At 73.5% G+C, this 26,553-nt stretch carries 30 protein-coding genes; 21 read left to right on the top strand and 9 right to left on the bottom strand.

Annotation, left to right across the window (positions count from 1 at the left end):
- Positions 1 to 31 precede the first annotated feature (31 nt).
- Together ACZ7LV_RS01655 and ACZ7LV_RS01650 are read right to left on the bottom strand one after the other, a co-directional pair.
- Positions 32 to 568 (bottom strand): MarR family winged helix-turn-helix transcriptional regulator, encoded by a 537-nt coding sequence (locus ACZ7LV_RS01655; protein WP_471934791.1) that lies wholly within the window; start codon positions 566 to 568, stop codon positions 32 to 34.
- A 153-nt stretch (positions 569 to 721) separates the two neighbouring features.
- Positions 722 to 1,510: a GntR family transcriptional regulator gene (locus ACZ7LV_RS01650; protein WP_471934790.1), complete on the bottom strand. Its 789-nt coding sequence runs from the start codon at positions 1,508 to 1,510 to the stop codon at positions 722 to 724.
- 88 nt (positions 1,511 to 1,598) lie between these two features.
- Between ACZ7LV_RS01650 and ACZ7LV_RS01645 the strand changes: the two genes are divergently transcribed.
- Together ACZ7LV_RS01645 and ACZ7LV_RS01640 are read left to right on the top strand one after the other, a co-directional pair.
- Complete coding sequence (locus tag ACZ7LV_RS01645) at positions 1,599 to 2,180, top strand: sugar O-acetyltransferase (protein WP_471934789.1); 582 nt, start codon at positions 1,599 to 1,601, stop codon at positions 2,178 to 2,180.
- A gap of 11 nt (positions 2,181 to 2,191) precedes the next feature.
- Positions 2,192 to 2,740, top strand: coding sequence for a TetR/AcrR family transcriptional regulator (locus tag ACZ7LV_RS01640; RefSeq protein ID WP_471934788.1), 549 nt, complete (start codon positions 2,192 to 2,194; stop codon positions 2,738 to 2,740).
- Positions 2,741 to 2,752: 12 nt separating this feature from the next.
- Here the strand turns inward: ACZ7LV_RS01640 and ACZ7LV_RS01635 are convergent, their stop codons facing one another.
- Both ACZ7LV_RS01635 and ACZ7LV_RS01630 read right to left on the bottom strand, forming a co-directional pair.
- A complete protein-coding gene (locus ACZ7LV_RS01635; protein WP_471934787.1) occupies positions 2,753 to 3,133 on the bottom strand; it encodes a winged helix-turn-helix transcriptional regulator in 381 nt (126 codons plus the stop codon).
- Between the two features lie 95 nt (positions 3,134 to 3,228).
- Positions 3,229 to 3,615: a hypothetical protein gene (locus tag ACZ7LV_RS01630; RefSeq protein WP_471934786.1), complete on the bottom strand. Its 387-nt coding sequence runs from the start codon at positions 3,613 to 3,615 to the stop codon at positions 3,229 to 3,231.
- 190 nt (positions 3,616 to 3,805) lie between these two features.
- Between ACZ7LV_RS01630 and ACZ7LV_RS01625 the strand changes: the two genes are divergently transcribed.
- The 16 genes from ACZ7LV_RS01625 to ACZ7LV_RS01550 all read left to right on the top strand — a co-directional run bounded on the left by ACZ7LV_RS01625 (position 3,806) and on the right by ACZ7LV_RS01550 (position 19,891).
- On the top strand, positions 3,806 to 5,527 hold the full coding sequence (locus ACZ7LV_RS01625; RefSeq protein WP_471934785.1) for an enoyl-CoA hydratase-related protein: 1,722 nt from the start codon (positions 3,806 to 3,808) through the stop codon (positions 5,525 to 5,527).
- A gap of 26 nt (positions 5,528 to 5,553) precedes the next feature.
- Positions 5,554 to 6,642 carry an NADH-quinone oxidoreductase subunit B family protein gene (locus ACZ7LV_RS01620; RefSeq protein WP_401667287.1) on the top strand — a complete coding sequence of 363 codons (1,089 nt, stop codon included), beginning with the start codon at positions 5,554 to 5,556 and terminating at the stop codon, positions 6,640 to 6,642.
- A 69-nt stretch (positions 6,643 to 6,711) separates the two neighbouring features.
- Positions 6,712 to 8,493 carry a nickel-dependent hydrogenase large subunit gene (locus ACZ7LV_RS01615; RefSeq protein WP_471934784.1) on the top strand — a complete coding sequence of 594 codons (1,782 nt, stop codon included), beginning with the start codon at positions 6,712 to 6,714 and terminating at the stop codon, positions 8,491 to 8,493.
- Complete coding sequence (locus ACZ7LV_RS01610) at positions 8,490 to 9,050, top strand: hypothetical protein (RefSeq protein WP_471934783.1); 561 nt, start codon at positions 8,490 to 8,492, stop codon at positions 9,048 to 9,050. The genes ACZ7LV_RS01615 and ACZ7LV_RS01610 overlap by 4 nt, the downstream gene beginning before the upstream one ends.
- Entirely contained in the window at positions 9,047 to 9,709 is a 663-nt protein-coding gene (locus tag ACZ7LV_RS01605) for a DUF5947 family protein (protein WP_471934782.1), read from the top strand. The genes ACZ7LV_RS01610 and ACZ7LV_RS01605 overlap by 4 nt, the downstream gene beginning before the upstream one ends.
- A complete protein-coding gene (locus ACZ7LV_RS01600; RefSeq protein WP_471934781.1) occupies positions 9,706 to 10,344 on the top strand; it encodes a DUF6084 family protein in 639 nt (212 codons plus the stop codon). The genes ACZ7LV_RS01605 and ACZ7LV_RS01600 overlap by 4 nt, the downstream gene beginning before the upstream one ends.
- Positions 10,341 to 11,801, top strand: a complete 1,461-nt coding sequence (locus ACZ7LV_RS01595) for a hypothetical protein (RefSeq protein ID WP_471934780.1) — start codon at positions 10,341 to 10,343, stop codon at positions 11,799 to 11,801. Before ACZ7LV_RS01600 ends, ACZ7LV_RS01595 begins: the two co-directional genes overlap by 4 nt.
- The gene (locus ACZ7LV_RS01590) at positions 11,798 to 12,334 is read left to right on the top strand and encodes a hydrogenase maturation protease (protein WP_471934779.1); all 537 of its coding nucleotides are present in this window, start codon (positions 11,798 to 11,800) and stop codon (positions 12,332 to 12,334) included. Before ACZ7LV_RS01595 ends, ACZ7LV_RS01590 begins: the two co-directional genes overlap by 4 nt.
- 46 nt (positions 12,335 to 12,380) lie before the next feature.
- A complete protein-coding gene (locus tag ACZ7LV_RS01585; RefSeq protein WP_471934778.1) occupies positions 12,381 to 12,497 on the top strand; it encodes a DUF6893 family small protein in 117 nt (38 codons plus the stop codon).
- A gap of 142 nt (positions 12,498 to 12,639) precedes the next feature.
- Entirely contained in the window at positions 12,640 to 13,017 is a 378-nt protein-coding gene (locus ACZ7LV_RS01580; protein ID WP_471934777.1) for a hydrogenase maturation nickel metallochaperone HypA/HybF, read from the top strand.
- 2 nt (positions 13,018 to 13,019) lie between these two features.
- On the top strand, positions 13,020 to 13,715 hold the full coding sequence (gene hypB / locus ACZ7LV_RS01575) for a hydrogenase nickel incorporation protein HypB (protein WP_471934776.1): 696 nt from the start codon (positions 13,020 to 13,022) through the stop codon (positions 13,713 to 13,715).
- Positions 13,712 to 16,084, top strand: coding sequence for a carbamoyltransferase HypF (gene hypF, locus ACZ7LV_RS01570; protein WP_471934775.1), 2,373 nt, complete (start codon positions 13,712 to 13,714; stop codon positions 16,082 to 16,084). The genes hypB and hypF overlap by 4 nt, the downstream gene beginning before the upstream one ends.
- 44 nt (positions 16,085 to 16,128) lie before the next feature.
- Positions 16,129 to 16,428, top strand: a complete 300-nt coding sequence (locus ACZ7LV_RS01565) for a HypC/HybG/HupF family hydrogenase formation chaperone (protein ID WP_401667260.1) — start codon at positions 16,129 to 16,131, stop codon at positions 16,426 to 16,428.
- Positions 16,425 to 17,570, top strand: a complete 1,146-nt coding sequence (gene hypD, locus ACZ7LV_RS01560; RefSeq protein ID WP_471934774.1) for a hydrogenase formation protein HypD — start codon at positions 16,425 to 16,427, stop codon at positions 17,568 to 17,570. The genes ACZ7LV_RS01565 and hypD overlap by 4 nt, the downstream gene beginning before the upstream one ends.
- The gene (gene hypE, locus ACZ7LV_RS01555) at positions 17,563 to 18,630 is read left to right on the top strand and encodes a hydrogenase expression/formation protein HypE (protein WP_471934773.1); all 1,068 of its coding nucleotides are present in this window, start codon (positions 17,563 to 17,565) and stop codon (positions 18,628 to 18,630) included. Before hypD ends, hypE begins: the two co-directional genes overlap by 8 nt.
- Positions 18,631 to 18,700: 70 nt before the next feature.
- A complete protein-coding gene (locus ACZ7LV_RS01550; protein ID WP_471934772.1) occupies positions 18,701 to 19,891 on the top strand; it encodes a cytochrome P450 in 1,191 nt (396 codons plus the stop codon).
- Positions 19,892 to 19,903: 12 nt separating this feature from the next.
- Here the strand turns inward: ACZ7LV_RS01550 and ACZ7LV_RS01545 are convergent, their stop codons facing one another.
- The 3 genes from ACZ7LV_RS01545 to ACZ7LV_RS01535 all read right to left on the bottom strand — a co-directional run bounded on the left by ACZ7LV_RS01545 (position 19,904) and on the right by ACZ7LV_RS01535 (position 21,870).
- The gene (locus ACZ7LV_RS01545; protein WP_471934771.1) at positions 19,904 to 20,134 is read right to left on the bottom strand and encodes a hypothetical protein; all 231 of its coding nucleotides are present in this window, start codon (positions 20,132 to 20,134) and stop codon (positions 19,904 to 19,906) included.
- Positions 20,118 to 20,369, bottom strand: a complete 252-nt coding sequence (locus tag ACZ7LV_RS01540) for a DUF6400 family protein (protein ID WP_401667249.1) — start codon at positions 20,367 to 20,369, stop codon at positions 20,118 to 20,120. The genes ACZ7LV_RS01545 and ACZ7LV_RS01540 overlap by 17 nt, the downstream gene beginning before the upstream one ends.
- Positions 20,370 to 20,475: 106 nt before the next feature.
- Positions 20,476 to 21,870, bottom strand: coding sequence for a diacylglycerol/lipid kinase family protein (locus ACZ7LV_RS01535; protein WP_471934770.1), 1,395 nt, complete (start codon positions 21,868 to 21,870; stop codon positions 20,476 to 20,478).
- Between the two features lie 290 nt (positions 21,871 to 22,160).
- On the opposite strand from ACZ7LV_RS01535, the gene ACZ7LV_RS01530 reads away from it, so the two are divergent.
- The 3 genes from ACZ7LV_RS01530 to ACZ7LV_RS01520 all read left to right on the top strand — a co-directional run bounded on the left by ACZ7LV_RS01530 (position 22,161) and on the right by ACZ7LV_RS01520 (position 24,841).
- Complete coding sequence (locus ACZ7LV_RS01530) at positions 22,161 to 22,613, top strand: hypothetical protein (protein WP_401667243.1); 453 nt, start codon at positions 22,161 to 22,163, stop codon at positions 22,611 to 22,613.
- A 189-nt stretch (positions 22,614 to 22,802) separates the two neighbouring features.
- Positions 22,803 to 23,963 carry a S1 family peptidase gene (locus tag ACZ7LV_RS01525; protein WP_471934769.1) on the top strand — a complete coding sequence of 387 codons (1,161 nt, stop codon included), beginning with the start codon at positions 22,803 to 22,805 and terminating at the stop codon, positions 23,961 to 23,963.
- 257 nt (positions 23,964 to 24,220) lie between these two features.
- Entirely contained in the window at positions 24,221 to 24,841 is a 621-nt protein-coding gene (locus ACZ7LV_RS01520) for a hypothetical protein (RefSeq protein ID WP_471934768.1), read from the top strand.
- Here ACZ7LV_RS01520 and ACZ7LV_RS01515 read toward each other — a convergent pair.
- Both ACZ7LV_RS01515 and ACZ7LV_RS01510 read right to left on the bottom strand, forming a co-directional pair.
- Entirely contained in the window at positions 24,825 to 25,568 is a 744-nt protein-coding gene (locus ACZ7LV_RS01515) for an NAD(P)-dependent oxidoreductase (RefSeq protein ID WP_471934767.1), read from the bottom strand. The genes ACZ7LV_RS01520 and ACZ7LV_RS01515 overlap by 17 nt on opposite strands.
- Positions 25,565 to 26,539 (bottom strand): EamA family transporter, encoded by a 975-nt coding sequence (locus ACZ7LV_RS01510; protein ID WP_471934766.1) that lies wholly within the window; start codon positions 26,537 to 26,539, stop codon positions 25,565 to 25,567. Before ACZ7LV_RS01510 ends, ACZ7LV_RS01515 begins: the two co-directional genes overlap by 4 nt.
- Positions 26,540 to 26,553 lie beyond the last annotated feature (14 nt).

Raw genomic sequence — 26,553 nt, 5'->3', positions numbered from 1 at the left:
AGGAGGGGACGCCCGCGGCCGCGCGGCGAGCTCAGGCGCCGTAGCGCTCGACCGGGGTGTCCTCCCAGCCGAGCGGGTGCGGGCCCGGGTCGCCCTGGGCCGCCGCGAGGGGTTCTCCGCCCGCCTCGTTGAAGGCGGTGAGCGCGTCGACGAGCGCCGCGCGCTGGTCCGGGTCCAGTCGCTGGACGATCGTCGCGATCTCGGCCCGGCGCCGGGCGGTGACCACGGCGACGGTGCGACGGCCTTCCTCCGTGAGCTGGAGGAGGGTCTCACGGCGGTTGGCCGGGTTGGTCTGCCGGTCGGCCAGCCCCGCCGCGATCAGCCGGTCGACCATCCGCATCGCCGTCGAGGGGGAGACCTGCAACTGGTCGGCGAGCGCCACCAGCTTGGTGGCGCCACGGGTGGACAGCACCATCAGCATGCGGAACTGCGGGAGTGTCACCCGTTCCTCGACCTGCGCCAGTGACCGGGCGGAGACCGCCACCAGCAACCGCGACGCGGTCAGCACCGCGCGGGTGACCGCGTCCACGTCGTCCATGCCCTTCACGGGCTCTTCACGCTCCGCCATGCCTCTTTCTATCGCGCCGGGGCCCACCGGCACGCGCCTTACCGGAGCGGAGTTTCCCGTACCTGGACATCGCGGGGTGCGAAGGCGGGCGTCCGTGGCGGTGCGCCGCGCACGAGGAACACCGAGGTGAGCGGTGTCCCGGCCGGCCGCGGATCAGCCCTGTTCGCCGCAGACCATCCGTAACGCCGCGCGGACGGCGGTCGGTTCGTGCTCCGGCGCCACGAACGCGAGGACGCTCAGCGCGGTGCGAGCCAGGTGGCGCGCGACCACCCGGGTCGCCTCCGCCTCGTTCCTCGCGCCCAGCGCGGACAGGAGCGCCTGGTGATCCTCGTCGGCCCTGCCTCGCACACCCGGCCCGCCGAGCCGGGCCAGCCGGACGTGGCGCTCGCCGTGCTCGGTGAGCGAGGCGATCATCCGCCGCAACTGCGGCCCCACCGCCTGCGCGGCGACGCCGTGGAACTCCCGGTGCGCGGCGAACCACTCCTCGGGCCGGTCGTCGCCGACGTGCCGTCGCATCCGCTCCAGGGCGCCGGACATCCGCCCGAGGTCCGGCTCGCCGAGCGTGCGCGCCGTGACGCCGACGGCGAGGGACTCCAGCATGATGCGGGCGCCGTACACCGCGTCGAGGTCCACCGGATCGACCGCGCGCACCCGGGCCCGCTGGTCCGGACGGGCGTCGATGAGCCCCTCCTCCTGGAGCAGCCGGAACGCCTCGCGCATCGGCGTGCGGCTGACCCCCAGCCGGCGCGCCATCTCCGCCTGGAGCAGCGGCGAGCCCGGCGTCAGCTCACCGCTGAGGATCATGGCGCGCAGGTGTCCGTGCACGTCGAGGGCGAGGCGCCGCCCGCCCGCGGCCGCGCGGGGCGCCTGCGCCGGGACGGTGCCCAGCGCCTCGGGGTCCTCGGGGTGCTGCTCCGCCGGTTCGTCGGTCTGGCTGCCCACACGGGGACTGTATCCACCCCATCCGCCTCACGAGGCTCAGTGGCGCACTCGGCCGGTCGGACATACGCCCGAGTGTACGATCGTACGCATGCCGACGGATCACTTCGCACAGGACCCCCGGACCCACCTGGAGCGCATGCGGGCCGGTGACCTCTACATCGCCGACGACCCGGAGATCGCCCGCCGCCAGCAGCGCGCCGTGCGCCTGGCCGCCCGTTTCCAGGCCGCCTACACCGAGGACGCCGACGCGGCGCTGCCGCTCCTGGCCGAACTGCTCGGCTCCGTGGGCGAGGGGGTGCACGTGCGACCACCGCTGTACGTCGACTACGGCAGCAACATCACGATCGGCGCGCGCACCTTCGTCAACTTCAATTTGACCGCGCTGGACGTCGCCGCGATCACCATCGGCGAGGACTGCCAGATCGGGCCCAACGTCCAGTTGCTCACCCCCACCCATCCGCTGGAGCCGGGGCCGCGGCGCGACAAGCTGGAGGCCGCCCGTCCGATCACCGTCGGGGACAACGTGTGGCTCGGCGGTGGCGCGATCGTCCTGCCCGGCGTGACGATCGGAGACAACTCCGTGATCGGCGCGGGCGCGGTGGTCACCAAGGACGTGCCCGCCGACGTCGTGGCCGTCGGGAACCCCGCCCGTCAGGTCCGCACCCTCTGAAGGTCTCCGCCATGGCTACCGGACACATCGACCCGCAGCGCCGCGCCCGCATCGTCGCCGCGACCCTCGACCTCGTCGCCGAGGAGGGGGTCGCCGGCGTCTCGCACCGGAAGATCGCGGTGCGCGCGGGTGTCCCGCTGGGGTCGATGACGTACCACTTCAGCGGGATCGAGGAGGTGCTGCGGGAGGCGTTCGGTCAGTTCGCCGGTCACATCGTCGCCGTCTTCGACGCCCATCTCGCCGCGGCGGCCGACCGCGACGAGGCCCGGGAGGCGGTGACGGAACTCGTGCACACCCTGTCGGAGGGCAGCGGGCGGGACCTGGTCCTCGCCCAGGAGCTGTACACGCTCGCCGCCCGCCGGCCCGCCTACCGGGAACTCACCCACGCGTGGATGCGGCGCAGCCGGCACCACCTGGAGCGGCACTTCGACCCGGACACCGCCCGCCAGCTCGACGCCCTCATCGAGGGCCTGGTCCTGCACCGCGCGCTGGCCCGCGAGCCCCACGACCGCGCCCTGACCCGGGAAGCCGTGCGACGCATCACGACGACGGGGCGGTGACCTCGGCGGCCGTCAGACCTCGAAGCGGCTGCGGGCGGCCTCGATGTGGCCGAGGTAGCGGTGGGTCCAGTCGCACATGCCGTCGACGGTGGCCCGCAGGGCCTGGCCCGCCTCGGTGAGGGTGTACTCGACGCGCGGGGGCACGGTGGGGTGCACCTTCCGGTCGAGCAGGCCGTTGCGCTCCAGCATGCGCAGGTTCTGGGTGAGCATCTTGTGGCTGATGCCCTCGACCTCGGCGCGCAGCTCGCTGAAGCGCAGCGTGCCCTCCCCGAGCGCCTCGATGATCAGCAGCGCCCACTTGTTGGCGACGTCGGAGAAGATCTCCCGGGCGAGCGAGTCGCCGCGCCTCAGGTCCGCGTCCTCGGCAGACCCGACGAACCGCTGTGTCCCCATCCGATCCCCCGCTCGGCGCGATGCGTTCTGCCCGGTCACCGCCACTCTCCTACGGTTCCCCGGTCACCGCAAGCGAGCACGGGGGGCGACGGACGTCAGCCCGGACGGTGTCCGGATGCGGAGTCGTCGGGGTCGACGCCGGTGAAGGCGTCGTCGTCCTTGGTCCCGCTCGGCCGGCCGGAGCGACCCCTGCGGCCGGTGTCGCGCATGCCCTTCTCCGACTTCTCGGCGTAGTCCTCACCGCTGCGCCCCTCACCGGAGACGACGTCACCGGGCACGGAGCCGCGCTCCTCCTTGGACCGGCTGCGGCCCGCCCCGCGCTGGGGCGCGTGTTCCTCGGCGTGGAAGGAGCGCCGGGCACTGGGGTTGTCCTGCTGTCGCGTCGCGTCGACGTCGGGGGACCAGCCGTGCTGCTCGGTCCCCTCGTGCCGGCTCGGCCCGCGGCCGTGCGACGGCTTCGACGACTTGTTTTCCTTGGCCATGCGCCGACCTGCCTGTCCGCTGTCGGAGGGGGGCACCCGACAGGTGCCCGGTCCTCAGTAATTCTCCCACTTGCCGACACATGGGGCATACCCGCGCATAAGCGGCAGATGGCGGGAAGCCGGCCTCCTACGAGTGACCGCCGGGATTCGCGCCGACCTCCGCGGAGATGTCTGTACGACCATCACCGGCATGCGCATCCTGCTCATCGGCAGCGCCTACAACAGCCTCACCCAGCGTGTGCACGCCGAGCTGCGCGAGCGCGGGCACGAGGTCGCCGTCGAGGTGACGCCGCGCGGCGACGACGTGCGGACGGCCGTCGGGCGGCACACGCCCGACCTGGTCGTGGCGCCCCTGCTCAAGGCCGTCGTACCGCGCGAGGTGTGGTCGGCCCGCGTCTGTCTGATCGTCCACCCCGGCCCCGTCGGCGACCGGGGCCCCTCCTCGCTGGACCGGGCCCTCCACGACGGTGCCACCGAGTGGGGCGTGACCGTGCTCCAGGCCGACGCGGAGATGGACGCCGGGCCGGTCTGGGCGACGGCCGCCTGCACCCTCCCCGACGTGGGCAAGAGCGACGTCTACCGCAACGAGGTGTCCGACGCGGCGGTCGAGGCGGTGCTGCTGGCCGTGGAGCGGTTCGCCTCCGGCCGGTACGTGCCCCGGGACCAGTCGGCCCTGCCGACGGCGCCCGGCGCCCGGACCAGGCCCGTGATGCGCCAGGAGGAACGCCGTATCTCCTGGGCCGACGACGCCACCGGCACCGTGCTGCGCACCCTGCGCGCCGCCGACTCGCAGCCCGGCGTGCTCGACGAACTGCTCGGCGGTCAGTGGTTCCTGCACGGCGGGCATCCCGAGCCCCGGCTGCGCGGGCGGCCCGGGGAACTACTGGCGACGCGGGCGGGCGCGATCTGCCGGGCGACGGCGGACGGCGCGGTCTGGATCCCCGAGCTGCGGGAGCGTACGGCGGCCGGCGCCCCGCGCGCCTGCAAGCTGCCCGCCGTGACCGCCCTGGGCGCGCGGCTGCCCCGGCTGCCGGAACGGGAGGGCGCGGACGAGGCGTCCTGGTCCGACATCCGCTACCGGGAGGACGGGCCGGTGGGCGTCCTGTCGTTCGCGTTCCCGGGCGGGGCGATGTCCACCGACCGGTGCCGACGGCTGCTGGCCGCCTACCGGGCGGCGACGGAGCGGCCGACGGCCGTGCTGGTGCTCGGTGGCGGGCGCGACTTCTTCTCGAACGGGATCCACCTCGGTGTCATCGAGGCCGCCGCCGATCCGGCCGCGGAGTCCTGGGCCAACATCAACGCCATGGACGACCTCGTCGAGGCGGTCCTCACCACCACCGACCGGCTCGTGGTGAGTGCGGTCGGCGGCAACGCCGCCGCCGGGGGCGTGATGCTGGCGCTGGCCGCCGACGAGGTGTGGTGCCGTTCCGGCTCGGTACTCAATCCGCACTACCGGCGCATGGGCCTGTACGGCTCCGAGTACTGGACGTACAGCCTGCCGCGCCGGGTCGGCGCGGCCATGGCGGAGCGGCTCACCCAGGAGGCGCTGCCCGTCACGGCCGCCCGCGCCCGGGACGTCGGGCTGATCGACCGGGTCGTCACGTGCCCGCCGGCGCGGTTCACGGACGACGTCACCCGCCTGGCCCATCGGCTGGCGACCTCGGCCGCCGCGCAGTCACGCGTCGCCGCGAAGAAGGCCGAGAGCGAGCGCCGGGAGGCGGTCACCCCGCTGGCGGCCGTCCGGGAGCGGGAACTGCGCCTGATGCACAGGATCTTCTCGGACCCCGACGCGCCCTACCACGCGCTGCGCCGGGCCTTCGCCCGCAAGGAACGGGCACCCGCCGGTGCGGATGCGGGGGCCGTCGCGCTGTCCGACGCTTGGCTGGAACATGGGCCGATTCATCGGCTCTGAGGCTCTTCCTCCCCGGGAGGCAGTTGATGAACGCAGCATCGCCGACCACGGCTCAGGAGCCGGGCGCGGCCGGCTCGCCCGGCACGGACGAGGAACCGATCCACATCCTCTGGATCAACGCCGGGCTGAGTTGCGACGGCGACTCGGTCGCCCTGACGGCCGCGATGCAGCCGAGCATCGAGGAGATCGCCCTGGGGGCGCTTCCCGGGCTGCCGAAGATCGCGGTGCACTGGCCGCTGATCGACTTCGAGTGCGGTCCGGTCGGTGGCGCGGACACGTTCATCGAGTGGTTCTTCAAGGGCGAGCGCGGGGAGATCGACCCGTTCGTCCTCGTCGTGGAGGGGTCCATCCCCAACGAGGCGATCAAGCAGGAGGGCTATTGGTGCGGCTTCGGCGACAACCCGGAGACCGGCCAGCCCATCACCACCAGTGAGTGGATCGACCGGCTCGCCCCGAAGGCCCTGGCCGTCGTCGCGATCGGCACCTGCGCCACGTACGGCGGCATCCACGCCATGGCCGGCAACCCGACCGGCGCGATGGGGGTGCCCGACTACCTCGGCTGGGACTGGAAGTCGAAGGCGGGCATCCCGATCGTGTGCGTGCCCGGCTGCCCCATCCAGCCGGACAACTTCGCCGAGACGCTGACGTATCTGCTGTACCAGGCGGCGGGTTCGGCGCCGATGATCCCGCTGGACGACAAGCTCCGGCCGACCTGGCTGTTCGGGGCGACCGTGCACGAGGGCTGCGACCGGGCCGGCTACTACGAGCAGGGCCAGTTCGCGATGGAGTACGACTCGCCCAAGTGCCTGGTCAAGCTCGGCTGCTGGGGTCCGGTCGTCAAGTGCAACGTGCCCAAGCGGGGCTGGATGAACGGCATCGGCGGCTGTCCGAACGTGGGCGGCATCTGCATCGCCTGCACGATGCCCGGCTTCCCCGACAAGTTCATGCCGTTCATGGACGAGCCGCCCGGCGGCAGGCTCTCCAGCACCGCCAGCGGTGCCTACGGCGCGGTGATCCGCAGGCTGCGGTCCATCACGGCGAAGACGGTGGACAAGGAACCCAGGTGGCGGCACACGGGCCGGGAGATCACCACCGGCTACCGGCCCCCCTGGTGACCCCGCTCCCCCGGCCGCTCCCCCCTCCCCCCTCGCAGAACCGACCGATCGAAGGGCATCACAGACACAATGGCGACCTCGACGACATCCGGTGACGGCACCGGACTGGTGGAGATGGCGTGGGACCCGATCACCCGGATCGTGGGCAGCCTCGGCATCCACGCGAAGATCGACTTCAAGAAGAAGCGGGTCGCCGAGTGCTACAGCACCTCGTCGGTCTTCCGCGGCTACAGCGTCTTCATGCGGGGCAAGGACCCGCGTGACGCGCACTTCATCACCAGCCGGATCTGCGGCATCTGCGGCGACAACCACGCCACGTGCTCGGTGTACGCGCAGAACATGGCCTACGGCGTCAAGCCGCCGCACCTCGGTGAGTGGATCATCAACTGCGGTGAGTCCGCGGAATTCATGTTCGACCACAACATCTTCCAGGAGAACCTGGTCGGGGTCGACTACTGCGAGAAGATGGTCCGCGAGACCAACCCGGGCGTCATGGAACTCGCCGAGCGCACCGAGGCACCCCACGCCGCCGACCACGGCTACCGCACCATCGCCGACATCATGCGTGCCCTGAACCCGCTGGAGGGCGAGTTCTACCGCGAGGCGCTCTCGGTCAGCCGCTACACGCGGGAGATGTTCTGCCTGATGGAGGGGCGCCACGTGCACCCCTCCACGCTCTACCCGGGCGGCGTCGGCACCATCGGCTCCGTGCAGTTGTTCACGGACTACATGTCCCGCCTCATGCGCTACGTGGAGTTCATGAAGCGCGTCGTGCCGCTCCACGACGACCTGTTCGACTTCTTCTACGAGGCGCTGCCCGGCTACGAGGAGGTCGGCCGCCGCCGGGTGCTGCTCGGCTGCTGGGGGGCGTTCAACGATCCCGAGTACTGCGACTTCACCTACGCCAACATGACGGACTGGGGCCGGCGGATGCTCGTCACCCCCGGCGTCGTGGTGGACGGCAAGCTGGTCACCAACGACCTCACCGAGATCAACCTCGGCATCCGCATCCTGCTCGGCAGCTCGTACTACGAGGACTGGGTGGGCCAGGAGCAGTTCGTCACGCACGACCCGCTCGGCAACCCGGTCGACCCCCGCCACCCGTGGAACCAGCACACCATCCCGGCCCCCCAGAAGCGGGACTTCGACGACAAGTACAGCTGGGTGATGTCGCCGCGCTGGTTCGACGGCAAGGACCATCTGCCGCTGGACACCGGCGGCGGCCCGCTCGCCCGGCTGTGGTCGACGGCGCTGTCGGGCCTGGTGGACATCGGGTACGTGAAGGCGACCGGGCACAGCGTGGTCATCAACCTGCCGCGCACGCTCACCAAGCCGGAGACCACCTTCGAGTGGAAGATCCCGCAGTGGAGCAACGCCCTCGAACGCAACCGGGCCCGCACCTACTTCCAGGCGTACGCCGCCGCGGTGGCGCTGCACAGCGCGGAGATGGGCCTCGCCGAGGTGCGCGCCGGGCGCACCCAGACGTGGGAGAAGTTCGACGTGCCGGACGAGGCGATCGGTGTCGGCTTCACCGAGGCGGTGCGCGGGGTGCTCTCGCACCACATGGTCATCCGGGACGGCAAGATCGCCAACTACCACCCCTACCCGCCCACCCCGTGGAACGCCTCGACGCGCGACACCTACGGCACGCCCGGCCCCTACGAGGACGCGGTGCAGAACACGCCGATCTTCGAGGAGAACCCGCCGGAGAACTTCAAGGGCATCGACATCATGCGCGCCGTGCGCAGTTTCGACCCGTGTCTGCCGTGCGGTGTGCACATGTACGTCGGTGACGGCCGCACCACCAAGGCGATGCACGTCCCCACCGGCCTGAGCGGTCTGGCCGGATGAGCGGGACGCACGGCACGGTGGACGCGGAGACGGCCGGCCGGCTCGTCGAGGAGGTCCTCGACCGGCTGGCCGCCTCCGGCGACACCTCGGCGTGCGAGGCGGCCGAGGAACTCGTGCGGGTCCTCATGGAGTTCTACGGCGCCGGTCTGGCGCGCGTGCTGGACCTGGTGGAGCGCGACGCCGGCGCGTCCGGCGCCCTCGGTGCCCTGCTCGGCGACGACCTGGTGGCGAGCCTGCTGGTGCTGCACGGCCTGCACCCGGAGGACGCGCGCGCCCGCATCGCCCGTGCGCTCGACGGGCTCCCCCAGCCGGTCGAGAACGCCGGCTTCGACCCGGCCACCGGCGTGCTGCGGCTGCGCCCCGCCGGCTCGGGCGGCTGTGGCTGCGGGGGCGCCGGGGGCGTCGAGGAGGCGGCCCGGAGCGCGCTGGCGTGCTTCGCGCCGGAGGTGACCTCCGTGGAGATGGAAGCCCCGGCGCGGGAGCCCGCGTTGCTCCAGATCGGCTCCGCACCGCCCGGCGCCGGGACGGGCGGCCGCTCGTCGGCCGGCGCGCGGTGAGCGCGCCCACCGGCCCGGGGCCCCTGCGGCACGGCACCGGGGCCCGGGGCCTGCGCCGCTTCACCACCCCGCGCGGGCCCCGTGAGGAGCGCTGCGAGCTGTGCGCCGCGCCGCTCACGGACACGCGGCACCGGCACCTCGTCGACGTCGAGAAGCGCGCCTTGGCGTGCGCCTGCGACCCCTGCGCCCTTCTGCTCGACCGCTCCGGGGACACCGGGGGCCGGTTCCGTACGGTGCCCGGGCGCTGGCTGCGCGACCCCGGCCACCGGATCGACGCACAGGTCTGGGAACGGCTCGGCATCCCGGTCGGGGTCGCGTTCTTCTTCCGCAACTCGGCACTCGACCGGCTGGTCGCGCTGTACCCGAGCCCGGCCGGGGCGACCGAGAGCGAACTGGACCCGGCGCACTGGCAGTCCGTGCTGGCCGCCACGGAACTCGCCGGGCTGCTGGCACCCGATGTCGAGGCGTTGCTGCTGCGCCGCCACGAGGGCCGGGTCGACTGCTTCCTGGTGCCGGTCGACATCTGTTACGAACTGGTCGGCCGGATGCGGCTGCGCTGGCAGGGCTTCGACGGCGGCGCCGAGGCCCGGGCCGACCTGGAGGCCTTCTTCACGTACGTCGACGAACAGGCCCGGGAGCCACGAGGGAGCCGGTCGTGACCGAGTTCGCGTTCACATGCACCGGGGTGCGCGCCGACCCCTACGCCATGGGCCCCACCCTGGTGTTCCGGCTGCGTGTCACGGCGTCACCGCCGACCCGGGTGCACGCGCTGGCGCTGCGCTGCCAGATCCGGATCGAGCCGGCCCGGCGCGGCTACGACGACCGCGAGGCGGCGGCGCTGACCGACCTGTTCGGTGAACGCTCGCGGTGGGGCAGCAGCCTCAACCCGGTGCAGTTCGCGCAGGTGCAGGTGATGGTGCCCGGGTTCACCGGCGAGGTCGAGACCGATGTCGCCGTGCCCTGCACCTACGACATGGACATCGCGTCCACCCGCTACTTCGACGCCCTTGAGGACGGGGAGGTGCCGCTGCTGATGCTGTTCTCCGGCACGGCGTTCACCGGCGAGGGCGGCTTCCGCGTCGAGCCGGTCCCCTGGGACAGGGAGGCCGGATTCCGGATGCCGGTGAAGACGTGGCGGGAGATGGTCGAACAGCACTTCCCGGGCTCCGGCTGGATCAGGCTGCCCCGGGACACCATGGACGCCCTGGTGGCGTACCGGTCGCGGCGCGCGCTGCCCTCGTGGCAGGAGACGGTCGAGGCACTCATGACGGCGGCCGGGGAGAGGACACCGTGATCACGACGACCTTCGCCCCCGGGACGGAGGCGCGCCTGGCCGTCGCCCGGCAGGTCGCCGACGCCGTGCTGTTCGAGGGGTACGTGCTCTACCCGTACCGTGCGTCCGCCGCGAAGAACCGGCTGCGCTGGCAGTTCGGCGTGCTGGTGCCGCCGGCGTGGAGCGCGGCCACCGAGGAGCACGAGTTCCAGCACACCGAGCTGCTGATGGAGCCGAAGCCGGGCGCGACGCTCGCCGTCGAGGTGCGCTTCCTGCACGCCCGGCGGCGCACCGTGCAGCGTGCCCGCCCCGGCGGCGGCTTCGAGACGGTGCCCGAACTGGCCCTGGAGGACCGGGTATTGGTGCCCTGGGACGAGGGGCACGAGGAACAGGTGCGGCTCACCGTGCCGGTGGCGAAGCTGGCGGAGGGTGACGTCGTCGTGCCGTTCGGCGTGCCGGCGTCCGAGGAGAGCGAGCCCGTGACGGACGGCGCCGGCGCGACCGTCGGCCGGCTGGTGCGGCGCCGCGAGGAGGTCAGCGGCACCCTGCGGCTGTCGATGGGCGAGCTGGACGGGCCGTACCGGACCCAGCGGCTCAGCGTGGTCGTGGAGAACACCGCTGACTGGCTGCCCGCGCGGGACGCCGACCGTGACGCGGCGCTGCCCCGTTCGCTGGTCGCGAGCCACACGCTGCTGTGCCTGGACGCCGGACGGTTCCTGTCGCTGACGGACCCGCCCGAGTGGGCCAAGGGGGCCGCCGCGGCCTGCCGCAACCTGCACACCTGGCCGGTGCTGGCCGGTGAACCGGGCCGCGCCGACCTGGTCCTCTCCTCACCGATCATCCTGGAGGACCACCCCGCGATCGCCCCGGAGAGCCCCGGCGCGCTGTACGACGCCACGGAGATCGACGAGATCCTCGCCCTGCGCACCGCCGCCCTGACCGACGAGGAGAAGCGCGAGGCCAGGGGCACGGACGAGCGGGCCGCCGCGGTGATCGACCTGGCCGACACGATGCCGCCGGAGGTGCTGGAGCGGCTGCACGGCGCGATCCGCGGTCTGCGGGAGGTCACCGGGCCGGGCACGCGCGCGCCGGACGGTGTGCCCGCGTTCCGGACGCCCGACGGGGCCGATCCCTTCCCGCAGGACGGCGTGATGCGCCCCGACACCCCGTGGTGGGACCCGGGCGGGGACACCTCCGTCGACCCGTCGCACGACCACGTCCTGGTCGACGGCCGGCCGGTACGGGCCGGCTGCCGGGTGCTGCTGCGGCCCCGGCTGCGGCACACCGACGCCCAGGACCTGTTCGTCGACGGGCGGTACGCGCTGGTGGAGGCGGTGCTGCACGACGTCGACGGCGGCGTGCACATCGCGGTCACCCTGGAGGACGACCCGGGTGCCGACATCCGCCGGGAGCAGGGGCGTTACCTGTACTTCCAGCCGGACGAGGTGGCCGTCGCCGAGATCCGGGAGGACGCGTGAGCGCCACATCCGGATCGAGCCCCCGAGCCCTGGTCGCCGGGGTGGGCAACATCTTCCTCGGCGACGACGGCTTCGGCGTCGAGGCGGCACGGCTGCTGTCCGGCCAGGAGCTGCCGCCCGGCACCGAGGTCGCCGACATCGGCATCCGCGGGGTGCATCTGGCGTACCGGCTGCTCGACGGGTACGACACCCTCGTCCTGCTCGACGCCACCGCCCGGGGCGGCGAGCCCGGGACGCTGTACGTCATCGACGCGGCGGAGCCGGGCTCGCGCCGCCCGCCGCAGGACGTGCCGCTCGACGGGCACCGGATGTCGCCCGACGCCGTGCTGGCCCTGCTGGACACCCTGTGCGCCGGTACCGGCGCCCGGCCGCCGCGGCGCACGCTGGTGGTGGGGTGCGAACCCGCCACCGTCGAGGAGGGCATCGGCCTCAGCCCGGCCGTCGCCGCCGCGCTGCCCGAGGCGGTGCGCCTGGTCGTCGACCTGCTGCGCGACCCGTCCGCAGTGAAGGAGGGCGATGAAGCAGTCGTCTAGGTGCCGAGGACTTCGCCGAAGCACCCCCCACCCCACGGAGAGCATCATGAACAAGCGCATCATCAGCGGTGCGGCCGCCGCGACCGCCGCCACCGCCCTCGCCGCGTTGGTCACCCACGTCATGCCCGACATCAAGCGCTACCTGCGGATTCGCCGTATGTGACACCGGCCGGACCGCCCGCCCCCGGCCGGTGCACCGAACGGGCCAGGCATCCGTGTGACCCCGGCGCGCCGCTGGGCCGGGCGCCGGGCCCCCGCCGTGTAATGGGCGCCCAGGACATCAGCCGGGCCCGGGACGGAGACCGATGCACGAAATGTCCGTCGCCCTGTCGGTCGTGGACCAGGTCGAGCGAGCGGCGCAGTCACGAGGCGAGTCCGGTGTCCGCGCCGTGCGTCTGGACGTCGGCGAGCTGGCCGGGGTGGTGCCCGACTCCCTCGCGTTCTGCTTCGAACTGGCCTGCGCCGGGACCGTGCTGGAGGGCGCCGCGCTCACCACCCGGGCCGTGCCCGGCCGGGCGTCCTGCGCGCCGTGCGGGCGGGCCTGGGACACCGGGATGCCGCCCGACATGACCTGCGCGGGCTGCGGGAGCGGCGCCACCGACCTGCTGGCGGGCCGTGAGCTGCGGATCACCGAGGTGCACTGGGCCGAGCCCGCCCCCGCCACCCCCCTCAAGGAGAGCTGACCATGTGCCGCGTAGTGGACCTACGGCAGGCGGTGCTCGCCAAGAACAGCATGGCGGCCCGCGTCCTGCGCACCGAACTGACGGCCCGGGGCACGACGGTGGTCAACCTCCTGTCCAGTCCGGGCAGCGGCAAGACGGCCCTGCTGGAGCGGGAGTTGCTGCTCGCCCGGGAGCGCGGCCTCGCGACCGCCGCGCTCACCGCGGACCTCGCCACGGAGAACGACGCCGTGCGGCTCGCGCGTTCCGGCGTGCCGGTCAAGCAGGTGCTCACCGACGGGCTCTGCCACCTGGAGGCGGACATGCTGGCCGGGCACCTGCACGAGTGGCTGCCCGAGGACACCCGCCTGCTGTTCGTGGAGAACGTCGGCAACCTGGTGTGCCCCGCCTCCTACGACCTCGGTGAGTCGCTGCGGGTGGTGCTCGCCTCCGTCACCGAGGGCGAGGACAAGCCGCTGAAGTACCCGACCGCGTTCGGGCTGGCGCAGCTGGTGCTCGTCACCAAGTCCGACCTGGCGGGACCTGCCGAGTTCGACGAGGCCGCCTTCCGCGCCCATGTGCAGCGGGTCAACCCGGGCGTCGAGGTGGTGCTCACCTCCGTGCGCAGCGGTGAGGGCGCCGGCGTCCTCGTCGACCGGGCGCTGGCGGCGGCCGAGGGGCACCGCGTGCACGCGCCGGTGATGGCACGGGCCGAGGCGTGAGCACGGCGCCGGAGACCGGCACGGTCCCGGACGTGCGTACCGGGCGCGCCGTGCGGCGGGCCCGGGTCGTCGTGCGGGGCGTGGTGCAGAGCGTGGGTTTCCGGCCGTACCTGTACGGACTCGCCACCACGCTGCGGCTCTCCGGTCATGTCACCAACACCGGCGACGGGGTGCTCGTCGAGGTGGAGGGCGCACCGGACGCCGTCGCCCGATTCTGCACGGGCATCGCGCCCGGCGCCCCGCCGCTCGCGCTGGTCGAGGCCGTGGAGGCCACCGACCTGCCGCCCACCGGGGGCCGGGGCTTTCGCATCGTCGCCTCGCACCCGTCCGGCACCGTCCGGACGCTGGTCGCCCCCGACACCGCCACCTGCGCCGACTGTCTCGCCGAACTCACCGACCCCGCCGACCGGCGCCACCGCCACCCTTTCATCACATGCACCCACTGCGGGCCGCGCTTCACCATCGTCACGGGACTTCCCTACGACCGTGCGCACACGACGATGGCGGACTTCCCGCTGTGCGCCGACTGCGCCCGGGAGTACGAGGACCCGGCCGACCGGCGCTTCCACGCCCAGCCCGTCGCCTGCCCAGACTGCGGCCCGCGTCTGCGGCTGACCGACGCGCGGGGCGAGTCCCCCGCCGGCGATCCGATCGAGGCGGCACGCGCCCTGCTCGCGTCGGGTGGCGTGCTCGCCGTCAAGGGTGTCGGCGGCTACCACCTCGCATGCGACGCGACCGACCCGGCGGCGGTCGGCGAGTTGCGCCGCCGCAAGGCGCGCGGACCCAAGCCGTTCGCGCTGATGGCCGGGGACGTCGCGGACGTCGAGCATCTGGTGCATGTCGGGCCCGCCGAGCGGGAGTTGCTCACCGGCAGGGTGCGGCCCATCGTGCTGATGCGCCGCCGCGCCGCGGGCCGCCCCGCCCCCGGCGCTCCGGTGCCCGCCGAAGGTGTGGCGCCCGGCAGCGCGGACCTCGGCGTCATGCTGCCGTACACCCCGGTGCACCATCTGCTGTTCGGGGGCGAGGACGCTCCCCGGCTGCTGGTGATGACGAGCGGCAACCTCTCCGGCGAGCCCGTCGTCACCGACGACGCCGAGGCCCTCGAACGGCTGGCGGTCCTGGCCGACGCCTGGCTCACCCACGACCGGCCCATCCATGTGCCGTGCGACGACTCCGTCGTGCGGGTGTGCGACGGTGAGCTCCTGGTGCTGCGGCGCTCGCGCGGCTACGCGCCCCTGCCGGTCCCCCTGCCCGTGCCGGTGTCCCCCGCGCTCGCCGTCGGCGGGGACCTGAAGAACGTGCTCTGCCTCGGCGAGGGCCGCAGGGCCTGGCTGTCCGCGCACATCGGCGACATGGACGACCTCGCCACGCAGCGGGCGTTCGACCGCGCGGAGCGGCAGCTGGAGTCGATCACGGGCGTACGGCCCGCGCTCCTCGTCACCGACACCCACCCGGGATACCGGTCGGCCGCGTGGGCGCGGCGGCACGCCGAAGGGCGCCCGGTGGTCCCGGTGCAGCACCATCACGCCCATGTCGCCGCCGTGATGGCGGAGCACGGCCTGGGAGCGGCCGACCGGGTCATCGGGGTCGCCTTCGACGGCACCGGGCACGGACACGACGGGGCCGTGTGGGGCGGTGAGTTCCTGCTCGCGGGCTACGACGGCTTCCGCCGGTTCGGGCATCTCGCCTATGTGCCGCTGCCCGGCGGGGACGCGGCGGTGCGGCGGCCGTACCGCATGGCGCTGGCGCATCTGCACGCGGCCGGCCTGGCGGCCGGCCCGGACCTGCCGTGTGTCGCCGCCTGCCCGCCCGCCGAACTCCCGGTGTTGCGGGCACAGTTGGACCGGGGGCTGAACTGCGTGCCGACGTCCAGCATGGGGCGGCTCTTCGACGCCGTGGCGTCCCTGGCGGGTGTCTGCCAGCACGTCGGTTACGAGGCGCAGGCGGCCGTCGAGCTGGAGGCCGCCGCCGTGTCCGCCGCCGGGGAGGACGACGACCCGCGCTACGCCTTCCGGACGGCGGGCGCCGGGACGGTCACCGCCGGCGCGGGGCCCCTGCTGGCGGCCGTCGCCGAGGACGTACGGGCGGGCGTCCCCGCGGCCGTGATCGCGGTGCGCTTCCATCTCGCCGTCGCCCGGCTGGTGCGGGTGGTGTGCGCGGCGGCCCGCACGGAGACGGGTCTGGAGACCGTGGCCCTGAGCGGTGGGGTGTTCGCGAACACGCTGCTGTCCTCGGCCTGCGCCCGTGGCCTGCGCGCGGACGGGTTCACCGTCCTGCGGCACCGCGGGATCCCGCCGAACGACGGCGGACTCGCCCTCGGCCAGCTCGTGGTGGCCGCCCGCGCGGCGGAGCGGGGCGCGAACGGATGACGGCCGCGGGCCCGCCGCCCGACAAGGAGTCAAAGGAGACGCGTATGTGCCTGGCGGTACCCGGCAGAGTGCTGGGCGTGGAGGAGCGGGACGGCACCCGCATGGCCACCGTCGACTTCGGCGGCGTGGTCAAGGAGGTGTGCCTGGAGTACCTGCCGGATCTCCAGGTCGGTGAGTACGCCATCGTCCACGTCGGGTTCGCCCTGCAGCGGCTGGACGAGGAGTCCGCCCGCCGCACGCTGGAGCTGTTCGAGAACCTCGGCATGCTCCAGGAGGAGTTCGGCGACCCGTGGGAGCAGGCCGAACAGGCGGCGCGGAGCGACGCCGGGGAGGTGCGGCCGTGAAGTACATCGACGAGTTCCAGGACCCGGAGCTGGCGGCGCGGCTGCTCGACGACATCAGAGCCACGGTGACGCGGCCGTGGGCGCTGATGGAGGTGTGCGGCGGCCAGACACACACCATCATCCGGCACGGCATCGACCAACTGCTGCCCGACGAGGTGGAGTTGATCCACGGGCCGGGTTGTCCGGTGTGCGTGACGCCGCTGGAGGTGATCGACAAGGCGCTGGAGATCGCCTCCCGGCCCGAGGTGATCTTCTGTTCCTTCGGCGACATGCTGCGCGTTCCGGGGACGGGCCGTGACCTGTTCCAGGTGCGCGGGGAGGGCGGTGACGTCCGCGTGGTGTACTCGCCGCTCGACGCGCTGCGGATCGCCGAGGAGAACCCGGGCCGCGAGGTCGTCTTCTTCGGCATCGGCTTCGAGACGACGGCCCCGCCCAACGCGATGACGGTGTACCAGGCCCGCAAGCGCGGCATCCGCAACTTCAGCCTGCTCGTCAGCCACGTCCGGGTCCCGCCGGCCATCGAGGCGATCATGCAGTCCCCGGACTGCCGGGTGCAGGGCTTCCTCGCGGCGGGCCATGTGTGCAGCGTGATGGGCGTCGAGGAGTATCCCGGGCTCGCGGAGCGCTTCCGGGTACCGATCGTGGTGACCGGGTTCGAGCCGCTGGACATCCTGGAGGGCGTCCGGCGGACCGTGCGGCAGCTGGAGCGCGGCGAGCACCGGGTAGAGAACGCCTATCGGCGCGCGGTCCGGCCGGAGGGCAACCCGGCGGCGCGGGCGATGCTGGACGACGTCTTCGAGGTCACCGACCGGGCCTGGCGCGGCATCGGGGTCATCCCCGACAGCGGCTGGCGACTGTCCGCCCGCTACCGGGACCACGACGCCGAACACCGCTTCCAGGTCGGCGACATCATGACGCGGGAGCCGGCCGAGTGCCGCAGCGGCGAGGTGCTGCAAGGGCTGCTCAAGCCGCACGAGTGCGAGGCCTTCGGCACCACGTGCACGCCGCGCACACCGCTGGGGGCGACGATGGTGTCCAGCGAGGGCGCCTGTGCGGCGTACTACCTGTACCGGCGGCTGGAGCTGCCGGACCGCCGGACGCCGGTGACGGCCCCGAACCAGGAGGGCACCTCCCTTGTCTGAGACCACGGCAGCGCCGGACATGCTCTCCTGGACCTGCCCGGCGCCCCTGCGCGACCGGCCCCGGGTGGTGATGGGTCACGGCGGTGGCGGCGCGCTGTCCGCCGAGTTGATCGAGCAGGTCGTCGTGCCCGCGCTGGGCGGGCCGGAGCCCGCCCCGCTCACCGACTCCGCCACCGTCGAACTGGGCGGTGCGCGGCTCGCCTTCTCCACCGACTCCTTCGTCGTACGGCCGCTGTTCTTCCCCGGTGGGAGCATCGGCGACCTGGCCGTCAACGGCACGGTCAACGACCTCGCCATGAGCGGGGCCCGTCCGGCCTTCCTCTCCTGCGGGCTCATCCTGGAGGAGGGCGTCGAGATCGCCACCGTCGCCAGGGTGGCCGAGGCGCTCGGGGCGGCCGCCGAGGCGGCCGGGGTGCGGGTCGTGACAGGTGACACCAAGGTGGTCGAGGCCGGGCACGGCGACGGCGTCTACATCAACACCTCCGGCATCGGTCTGATCCCGGCCGGTGTCGACCTGCGCCCGGGGCGCGTCGTCCCCGGGGACGTGGTCGTCGTCAGCGGGGCGGTCGGCCTGCACGGCGTGGCCATCATGAGCGAGCGCGAGAACCTGCGGTTCGAGGTCGAGATCGAGAGCGACTGCGCCCCGCTCGGCGGACTCGTCGAGGCGATGCTGGCGGTCACCCCCGACCTGCACGTCCTGCGCGACCCCACCCGCGGGGGCCTGGCCGCCTCCCTCAACGAGATCGCCGCCGCCTCGGGGACCGGGGTCGTGATCCAGGAGCGTGCCGTGCCGGTGCCTGTCCCGGTGGCGAGCGCCTGCGCGATGCTGGGCCTCGATCCCCTGTACGTGGCGAACGAGGGCAAGCTCGTCGCCTTCGTGCCCCGTGAGCACGCCGACGCGGTGCTCGCCGCGATGCGGGCGCACGAGCGGGGCGCGGAGGCGGCGGTCATCGGCGAGGTCGTCGCGGACCACCCGGGGATGGTGGTGGCCCGCACGGGGCTGGGCGGGACCCGGGTGGTGGATCTGCCGCTCGGCGAGCAGCTGCCCCGGATCTGCTGAGCAGGATTGCGGACCGTCAAGGCGAACTTGTTAGGCTGTCCACCTCTTTTTATGACAAAAGGGGCGTTTCATGAGCGTTGATCCTCCCATGGTCCGCTTCGACCGACCGGGCCACCGGCTGCACGAGATCAACGCCCGCCTCCAGGCGGCCGGTCCCGCGGTGCCCGTCGACCTGCTCGACGGCGTGAAGGCGTGGTCGGTCACCCGGTACGACGTGCTGCGCAGCCTCACCGAGGACGAACGGGTCTCGCGTGACGCACAGCGGCACTGGCCCGCGTTCCCCTCGGTGCCGGCCACCTGGCCGCTGCACCAGTTCCTCGTCTCCCCGACCGTCCTCAACGCCTACGGGGCCGACCACACGAGGCTGCGCACCGCCATGCAGGGCGCGTTCTCCCCCGCCCATGTACGGGAGCTGGAGAGCGCCCTGCGTGACCGGGTCACGACCCTTCTCGACACGCTGGGCACCCCGGGCTCCGGTGCGGTGGTCGACGTGCGGGCCGACTACGCGCACGTCATCGCCGCCGGGACGATATGCGATCTGTTCGGGGTGCCGCCGGGCATGCGGGAGGAGACGCGGGCCGTCGTCCGCGCCTTCACCGAGCCCTCGCCCGACGCCGACCCGGCCGCCGTGGCGCACCGGACGCTCACGTTCCTGGGGAGCCTCCTGCGACCGGGGTCCCCCGACCTCAGCCTGATCAGCACCCTCCTCTCGTCCGACCTCACGGACGAGGAGCGGGTGCTGGCCCTGGCCGTCACCGTCGCGGGCGGTGTGCCCTCGTCGACCTGCCTGATCACCAACGCCGTCCACGCGCTCCTGACCCGCCCCGAGCAGCTCTCGTCGGTCACCGGCGGATACACGTCCTGGGCCGCGGTGGTCGAGGAGACGCTGCGCGCGGACGCGCCCGTGCAGCACATGCCGCTGCGCTACGCGGTGGCGGACATCGACCTCGGTGAGGGCGTCGTGATCAAGCAGGGGGAGGCCATCATCATGGGCTTCGGCGCCGGCGGGCGCGATCCGCGGGTCAACGGCCCGGCGGCGGCCGAGTTCGACGCCGGGCGCGGCGACGGGACGCACGTGGCGTTCGGCCACGGCGTGCACCGCTGCATCGCGGAACCCCTGGGCCGGCTGCAAGCCGTCACGGCGGTGTCCGCGCTCTTCGGCCGCTTCCCACGGCCGGCACTCGCCACCCCGAGCGCGGACCTGGCCCTGCTGCCCACCTTCGTGTTCCACAGCAAGGCGTCGCTGCCCGTCGTCCTGTGACGACGGACCCCCTCAGGGGGTCAGGCCCCGGCGGCCCGGGCGGGTGTCGAGGGTCCAGGTGTGCGTGCAGCCCGGGCACTGGAGGTGGACCCGGGCGCCCTCGTTGGCGATGAGGTAGCGCCAGTGCGTGGCGCAGTTGCGCCGGGCGGCACAGGTCACGCAGTCCCGGGCGTCGTCGCAGCGGGGGCAGGGCACCCAGGCCCGGCGGGCCCGGTCGGCCTGCGGATCAATGGGAAGTCGCATCGCCGGCGTCCCGTCGCGGCAGCACTCCGGCCGCCACCAGCATGGCGTAGGTCCGCTCCTGCTCCTCGTCGAGGCCGGAGTAGAGCAGGGCGTGCGCGGCCTCCTCCGACCGGAGGGCCTCCACGGGGTCCCAGTCGGGCCCGAGGGCGGCCAGCACCTCGGCCCGCCGGCGGGCTTCCTCCCGCGTGAGGTCGATGCTGAAGGGCACGTGGTCGCGGCTGGAACTGTCATCCATGGGGCGGTGCTTTCACGGGGGTACGTCCTGGCTCCGCCACGTCTACCAGGCGTATCGCGCCGCGTGAAGCGGATGTGACGGATGCCATCGTCCCGGACGGAGGGGCTCAGGCCGCCGGCGCGTCCTGCTGAGCCGGCTCGTCGGCCTGGGGGCGGGCCGGGCGGCCGGAGCGTGCGGGGGCCGCCGTACGTCCCACCGCGGCGGCCAGTTTGCGCAGTCGGCGCCAGTCCAGGCGGGGCGGCAGGTCGGGAACCCCGGGCCGTTCGCGGGGGACGCGCACGCGCAGGGCCCGGCGTTCGATGCGGCACCGCACGGGCGTGGCGAGGGTCGTGGCCTCACCGTCGAGGCCGACGTCCAGGCGCCGCGCGTCGGCCTCGATGACCACCTGCTGGGCCGTGAGCGCCCCGAACCCCTGCGGGTCGAGCAGCAGCTCCGCCGCCTCCAGGGCGCTGTCGACCTTCACGGACAGCACGCCGAGCCTGCCGGAGTTCAGTCGCTGACGCCGGCCGAAGCCCAGGGGGTCGTCGATGCGGTACGGGTTGTTGCTCACCAGCACGGCCTGCGGGTCGGTGAAGACCTTCCCGTCGGCGCGGGCGGTCAGGCGCGGGCCGCGCTGCCGGGTGAGCAGGTCGGGCAGCAGGTCCAGTGCCGTGCCGACCTTGTCGTCGCGGTAGCCGGGGCTCTGCACGACCGCGCCGTACACACCGAATGAGGCGTTGTTGACGAACGGCCGGTCCCCCGCGAAGCAGAGGTCGACGCGGACTTCGACACCGTCCGTGAGCGCGTCGAGACACGCGGCGGGGTCGTCGCGGTCCAGGCCGAGGTCCATCGCGAAGTGGTTGCGGGTGCCGGCCGAGATCACGAGGAACGGCAGTCCGTGCTCGGCCGCCACCGCCGCCACCAGCGCCTGGGTCCCGTCGCCGCCCGCGACGCCCAGCAGGTCGGCGCCGTCGGCCACGGCCTCGCGCGCGAGAGCGGCGACGTCCTGGTGGTTCTCGGGGTCGAGCAGCACCACCTGGGCACCGAGGCTCTCGGCCTTCTCGCGCAGCGAGAACTTCTCGACCTTGCCGCCGCCCGAGCGCGGGTTGAGCAGCAGGAACGGGCGGCGCGGGGGCGGGGTGCGGTACTCCCTGAGCCGCCCCTGCCGCAGGCCCGTGCTGCGCAGGGCGTACCGGCCCCACGACACGGCCACCCACCACAGCACGGCGGAGACCGTCACCACCCACAGCAGGTTCGCCCGCGCGAAGAGCACGACCACGCCGACGGGGGTGGCGAGGGCCAGGACGGCGGCACCGACGCGCGCGGGGCCGCGCCGGGACAGGGTCCACCACAACGCGGCGCAGGTGAGGCCGAGGCCCGCGAGCCCCACGACGAGCAGGACCACGCCGACCACACCGCCCTGTGCGAGCGGCAGCAGGAGCGCCACCGCCGCCGCCACCAGGGCGCCCCTGGCGGCCCAGGTCTGACGGTGATGCCGCCACCGAACCGATGTCGCTTCCACAGGTCCCCTCCACCCGCCGCCGTCCGGCGTCGCCGTCCGTGCGCATCCAAGGTCTCATGCGCGCGGGCGGCGGGGCAGAGGGGTCCGAGGGCGCGAGCGCGTCGGGGGCGACACGGAGGGCGCGCGACGGTTCGCAGGGCCCTGACCTGCGAAATCCGCGCGCGGGCGGGTCCGCGCCGCCCGGTCCGGCCTGGTCCGTTCGAGTGGTGCGATCCTCCACACGGTCGTAGCGTCTAAAACAGCCGACTCGATCGACGCGCACGGACGCAGCACAACGGCGGGGAGCGGACATGAAGAGGCACAGCACGAGGGCGGCCGTCACGCTCTGTATGACGGCGGCGCTCGCGGCGACCCTGACCACCGCCTCCGGCGCGCCGTCGAGCGCGAGCACGGAGCGGCAGGTGACGGAGCCGGTGCTGGTCGACTGCTTCTGGCGCACCACGGTGCGGCCCGACGACTTCCTGCTGGCCTGCGGCGACGGCAACAGCCGCCTCGAATCCCTGAAGTGGGTGCGCTGGGACGGTGAGGCGGCGACGGCCCGGGGGGTCAACTGGGTCAACGACTGCAAGCCCTACTGCGCGGCGGGCCGGTTCCGGGCGTACCCGGTGACGGTGCGGCTGGAGGACCCCAAGCCGTGGAAGAAGAACCCGGACCTGCAGCAGTACGGCAAGATCAGCCTGACCTATCAGGAGGGCAGGCCGGAGGGGTTCACGAAGGTCGTCACGTACCCCCTGTGGAGTTGAGCCGGACCCTCTCGGTCCGTACACGCCCTTGAGCTGAAGGTCCATGCCTCAGCAGGCCCTCATGAAGAGGCCCGCATTGGCATGGACCTGACTGGCATGCCTGGCTAAGCTCTGCCCCGACCCTTTGAGAGCGCTCTCACTTGCGGTTGTTCCACCCCCACCTTGCTGGAACGACGAAGGGCAACTCCCTTGAGACGCAAGCGACTCATGCGTGCCGGTCTGGCCGCCCTGCTCATGCTGGGCACCTGGACCGCCGCAGGCACCCTCCCGGCCGCGGCGAGCGGCTCCTCCCCCACGGCCGACGCACCACAGGCCTCCGCCGGACTCGTCGAGGCGATGCAGCGGGACTTCGGGCTGACCAGGGCCGAGGCCGAGGCGCGACTGGCGGCCGAGACCGAGGCCCGGGACATCGCGCCCGTGGCGCGCCGGGCCGCCGGGGCGGCGTACGGCGGCTCCTGGTTCGACGCCGGCAGCGACCGGCTGACCGTGGCCGTCACCGCCGACGCCCCGGCCGCCACCGTACGGGCCGTGCGCGCCACCGGCGCGGCCGTGCGCACGGTGGAGCACAGCGCCCGTGAGCTCGACGCGGCCGTGGCGCGCCTCGACCGGGCCGACGCCCCCCGGGGCGTGAGCAGTTGGCACGCCGACCCGGTGACCAACACCGTGGTCGTCGGCGTCGTCGACGGCCGGTCGGCCGACAACGATGTCCGCCGGTTCGTCTCCCGCGCCCGGGCCGCCGGTCCGGTCACCGTGGAGACGGTGCCCGCCCGGCCCGGCACGTTCGCGGCCGGGACGGTCGGCGGCGACCCGTACTACACCGGCAACGTCCGCTGCTCCATCGGCTTCTCGGTGCACGGCGGGTTCGTCACCGCCGGGCACTGCGGCGGGGGCGGCGCCGCGGTCCGGGGCTGGGACGGCACGCACATCGGCACGTTCCAGGGCTCGTCGTTCCCGGGCGACGACTACGCATGGGTCAGCGTCGGCAGCGGCTGGTGGACCGTTCCGGTGGTCCTCGGCTGGGGCACGGTCCCGGACCGGCTCGTGCGCGGCTCGGCCGAGGCGCCCGTCGGCACCTCGGTCTGCCGCTCCGGCTCCACCACGCGCTGGCACTGCGGCACCGTGCTGGCCAGGAACGAGACGGTCAACTACAGCCAGGGCGCCGTGCACCAGATGACCAAGACGAGCGTCTGCGCCGAACCCGGCGACTCCGGCGGTTCGTTCATCAGCGGCGACCAGGCGCAGGGCGTCACCTCGGGCGGCTGGGGCAACTGCTCCGGCGGCGGGGAGACGTGGTTCCAGCCGGTCAACGAGATCCTCAACCGCTACGGGCTGACGCTGCACACGGCGTGAGCGCCCGGCGGCGCGGCTGAACGGCATGGCAGTGCACTCCCCTGCACTGCCATGCCCTGCCTTGCCTTGCCTTGCACTGCCCTGCCCTGCCCTGCCCTGCGCGGAGAGGGAGTCGTCACAAAGGGGGTGATCATGACCTGTTACGCCTTGGTGACCAATGGGACGAAGTTGTGACATGAACCGGGGGCAACGAACCACCGCCGAGGCGAGTCGTAGGAGTCGTAACGACGGGAAGCGCACGACACATTGGGGGAAACATGACCGTCCGCGCCCGACTCCGCACCCGACTCGGCATCGCCGCCCTCGCGACCGGCGCCGCCGTCGCCCTCACCGCGGTCCCGGCCTCCGCCGGCCCGGCCGCCCCCGGCTCACCCCGCTTCCTGGCCCCGCGCGAGCTGCCGCCGCACCCGGCCTCGGCCTGGTACGCCGGGCGCGTCACCGCGGGGCAGCCGGAGCCGCTGCCGATGTGCGTCGGCGACGCGTTGCCCTCGACCGCCTCGCACCGCACGTACTGGACGGAGTTCGACACCAACGCCCTCCAGGTCACCGTGGTCGAGCGCAACGAGCAGCGGGCCAAGCGGTTCGCCGCGCTGCTGCGCACGGAACTGGCCGACTGCGCCCGGACGTTGATGGAGCAGGACCCCGACGTGACGGCGGCCAAGCGGTACTACGGCCGGCTCGACGTCGAGGAGGGCGCCCACGTCTACGGCATCGACACCGCGCTCTCCTGGGGCCCCTCCGACATCGCCCTGTTCTCGGTCGGCCGCGACGGCAGGACCGTGACGGTCGTCAAGTGGGCGCAGATGGGCGACTTCCAGCACGCCCAGGTCGCCGACTTCAAGGCGACGACCGTGAAGGCCGTCAAGAAACTGTACTGAGAGGGTCACCGTCGCGGGCCCAGGCCGAGCCGTCCTCGTGGACGACGGTGATGTGCCGCTCGGTTCCGGGGCCTTCGAGCGCGTCGGCCACCGCGACGGCCAGGTCCTCCGCGCTGATCCACGACCGGCCGTCGGCCGCGGTGAGCAGCGTGTCGGTGCCACGCCGGTAGCGTCCGGTGCGCGCACCCGGTTCGAGCAGGGCCGGCGGGCTCAGATACGTCCAGTCCGCGCCCTCGTGTGCCTGGCAGGCCCGCAGTTGGGCGACACCGGCGAGGGCGACGGCACGGTACTCGGCGGGCACGTACGTCGGGTCGTCGGCGACCAGCGCTTCCCGGCCGGCGGGGCTGCGCAGGGCGCCGGCGCCGCCGACCACGAGGACGCGTGACCCGCTGCGGGCGGCGGCGTCCAGCACGTTCCGGGTCGCGCCGACGAGGAACGCCTCGTCGGCCGGGAAGGTCCGCAGGGCCACCACGACCGCGTCCGGGAACGTGCCGTGGGCCGCGGCGCCCGCCAGCGCCTCCCTGAGGGCATGCGGGTCGTTCGCGTCGACGGCGAGGGGTGTGACGTCGGGGCCCTCACCTGTAGGCCTCCGGGACAGGGCCAGCACCCGGTGGCCGCGCGCGACGACCTCGCGGATCACCCGGCTGCCCACGGTTCCGGTGGCCCCGAGGACGGCGATCGTCCTGCGCGTCGCCCTCGGTGCGCCTTCCGCACGGCTCGTCGTCATCGCGGTCGCTCCTGACGCATCGGGTCGTCCTTCACGGTCCCGCCGCGCGCCGGACGGCCGTGCGCGGTCGAGGGGTTGAACTGTGCCGCGAGCAACGCGGCGAGGGCGAGGACGAAACCGGCGGACTGCGGCAGGCTCAGGGACTCGCCCAGACCGATGCCGACGAGGGTCGCGACCAGCGGGGACAGCAGGACCAACGGCGCGGACGCGCCGACCGGCAACCGCCCTATCCCGCGGAACCACAGCGTGTACGCGATCAGCCCGCCCATGCTCCCGAGCCAGAGGTAGCCCCCGGCCGCCCCGGCGTCGATCCGCTGCGGCACCCCTTCGATCGTGAGGGCGAGCGGCAGCAACATCACCCCGCCTGCGGTCAGTTGCCAGCCGGCCAGCGTCAGGGGGCCGACCCCCGCCGGGCGCCCCCAGCGCTTGGTGAGGACCACGCCGCCGGCCATCGCGGCGGTGCCGCCCAGTCCGGCGAGCACGCCGACGGCGTCCAGCCGTGCCTGCGGTCCGAGCACGACCAGGCCGACGCCGAGCACGCCGAGCGCTCCCCAGGCCCATCGCCACACGGTCGGCCGCTCGGCGAGCACCGCGACGGCCAGTCCCGCGACCAGCAGCGGCTGGGTGGCCCCGAGGGTGGCGGCGACACCGCCGGGGAGTCGTTCGGCCGTCAGGAACAGCAGCGGGAAGAACGCGCCGATGTTGAGGACCCCGAGGACTGCGGCCTTCCACCACCAGTCGCCGCGCGGGAGCACCCGGGTCAGGGCGAGGCCGACGAGCCCCGCGGGCAGCGCGCGCATCAGAGCGGCGAACAGTGGATGCCCGGGCGGGAGCAGTTCCGTGGTGACGGCGTACGTGGTGCCCCAGCACGCGGGGGCGAGCGCGGTCAGGGCGACGGTCGCCACCCGCCGGGCGGACGCGCCGGGCGGCGGGGCGGACGCCCGCTCGGTCAGGGTCTCCAAGGTCTCCATGCGGGTAGTCTCCG

The organism is Streptomyces sp. NPDC107562 (assembly GCF_055657325.1).
The sequence above is the reverse complement of the archived record's forward strand: the minus strand, read 5'-3'. Positions and strand labels throughout refer to the sequence as shown.

What these genes read in the sequence shown, in the direction of transcription:
- ACZ7LV_RS01655 (WP_471934791.1), bottom strand. Translation starts at nt 568, where the DNA reads ATGGCGGAGCGTGAAGAGCCCGTGAAGGGCATGGACGACGTGGACGCG.
- ACZ7LV_RS01645 (WP_471934789.1), top strand. Translation starts at nt 1,599, where the DNA reads ATGCCGACGGATCACTTCGCACAGGACCCCCGGACCCACCTGGAGCGC.
- ACZ7LV_RS01640 (WP_471934788.1), top strand. Translation starts at nt 2,192, where the DNA reads ATGGCTACCGGACACATCGACCCGCAGCGCCGCGCCCGCATCGTCGCC.
- ACZ7LV_RS01635 (WP_471934787.1), bottom strand. Translation starts at nt 3,133, where the DNA reads ATGGGGACACAGCGGTTCGTCGGGTCTGCCGAGGACGCGGACCTGAGG.
- ACZ7LV_RS01630 (WP_471934786.1), bottom strand. Translation starts at nt 3,615, where the DNA reads ATGGCCAAGGAAAACAAGTCGTCGAAGCCGTCGCACGGCCGCGGGCCG.
- ACZ7LV_RS01625 (WP_471934785.1), top strand. Translation starts at nt 3,806, where the DNA reads ATGCGCATCCTGCTCATCGGCAGCGCCTACAACAGCCTCACCCAGCGT.
- ACZ7LV_RS01620 (WP_401667287.1), top strand. Translation starts at nt 5,554, where the DNA reads ATGAACGCAGCATCGCCGACCACGGCTCAGGAGCCGGGCGCGGCCGGC.
- ACZ7LV_RS01615 (WP_471934784.1), top strand. Translation starts at nt 6,712, where the DNA reads ATGGCGACCTCGACGACATCCGGTGACGGCACCGGACTGGTGGAGATG.
- ACZ7LV_RS01610 (WP_471934783.1), top strand. Translation starts at nt 8,490, where the DNA reads ATGAGCGGGACGCACGGCACGGTGGACGCGGAGACGGCCGGCCGGCTC.
- ACZ7LV_RS01585 (WP_471934778.1), top strand. Translation starts at nt 12,381, where the DNA reads ATGAACAAGCGCATCATCAGCGGTGCGGCCGCCGCGACCGCCGCCACC.
- ACZ7LV_RS01580 (WP_471934777.1), top strand. Translation starts at nt 12,640, where the DNA reads ATGCACGAAATGTCCGTCGCCCTGTCGGTCGTGGACCAGGTCGAGCGA.
- hypB (WP_471934776.1), top strand. Translation starts at nt 13,020, where the DNA reads ATGTGCCGCGTAGTGGACCTACGGCAGGCGGTGCTCGCCAAGAACAGC.
- ACZ7LV_RS01565 (WP_401667260.1), top strand. Translation starts at nt 16,129, where the DNA reads ATGTGCCTGGCGGTACCCGGCAGAGTGCTGGGCGTGGAGGAGCGGGAC.
- ACZ7LV_RS01550 (WP_471934772.1), top strand. Translation starts at nt 18,701, where the DNA reads ATGAGCGTTGATCCTCCCATGGTCCGCTTCGACCGACCGGGCCACCGG.
- ACZ7LV_RS01545 (WP_471934771.1), bottom strand. Translation starts at nt 20,134, where the DNA reads ATGCGACTTCCCATTGATCCGCAGGCCGACCGGGCCCGCCGGGCCTGG.
- ACZ7LV_RS01540 (WP_401667249.1), bottom strand. Translation starts at nt 20,369, where the DNA reads ATGGATGACAGTTCCAGCCGCGACCACGTGCCCTTCAGCATCGACCTC.
- ACZ7LV_RS01530 (WP_401667243.1), top strand. Translation starts at nt 22,161, where the DNA reads ATGAAGAGGCACAGCACGAGGGCGGCCGTCACGCTCTGTATGACGGCG.
- ACZ7LV_RS01520 (WP_471934768.1), top strand. Translation starts at nt 24,221, where the DNA reads ATGACCGTCCGCGCCCGACTCCGCACCCGACTCGGCATCGCCGCCCTC.
- ACZ7LV_RS01515 (WP_471934767.1), bottom strand. Translation starts at nt 25,568, where the DNA reads ATGACGACGAGCCGTGCGGAAGGCGCACCGAGGGCGACGCGCAGGACG.
- ACZ7LV_RS01510 (WP_471934766.1), bottom strand. Translation starts at nt 26,539, where the DNA reads ATGGAGACCTTGGAGACCCTGACCGAGCGGGCGTCCGCCCCGCCGCCC.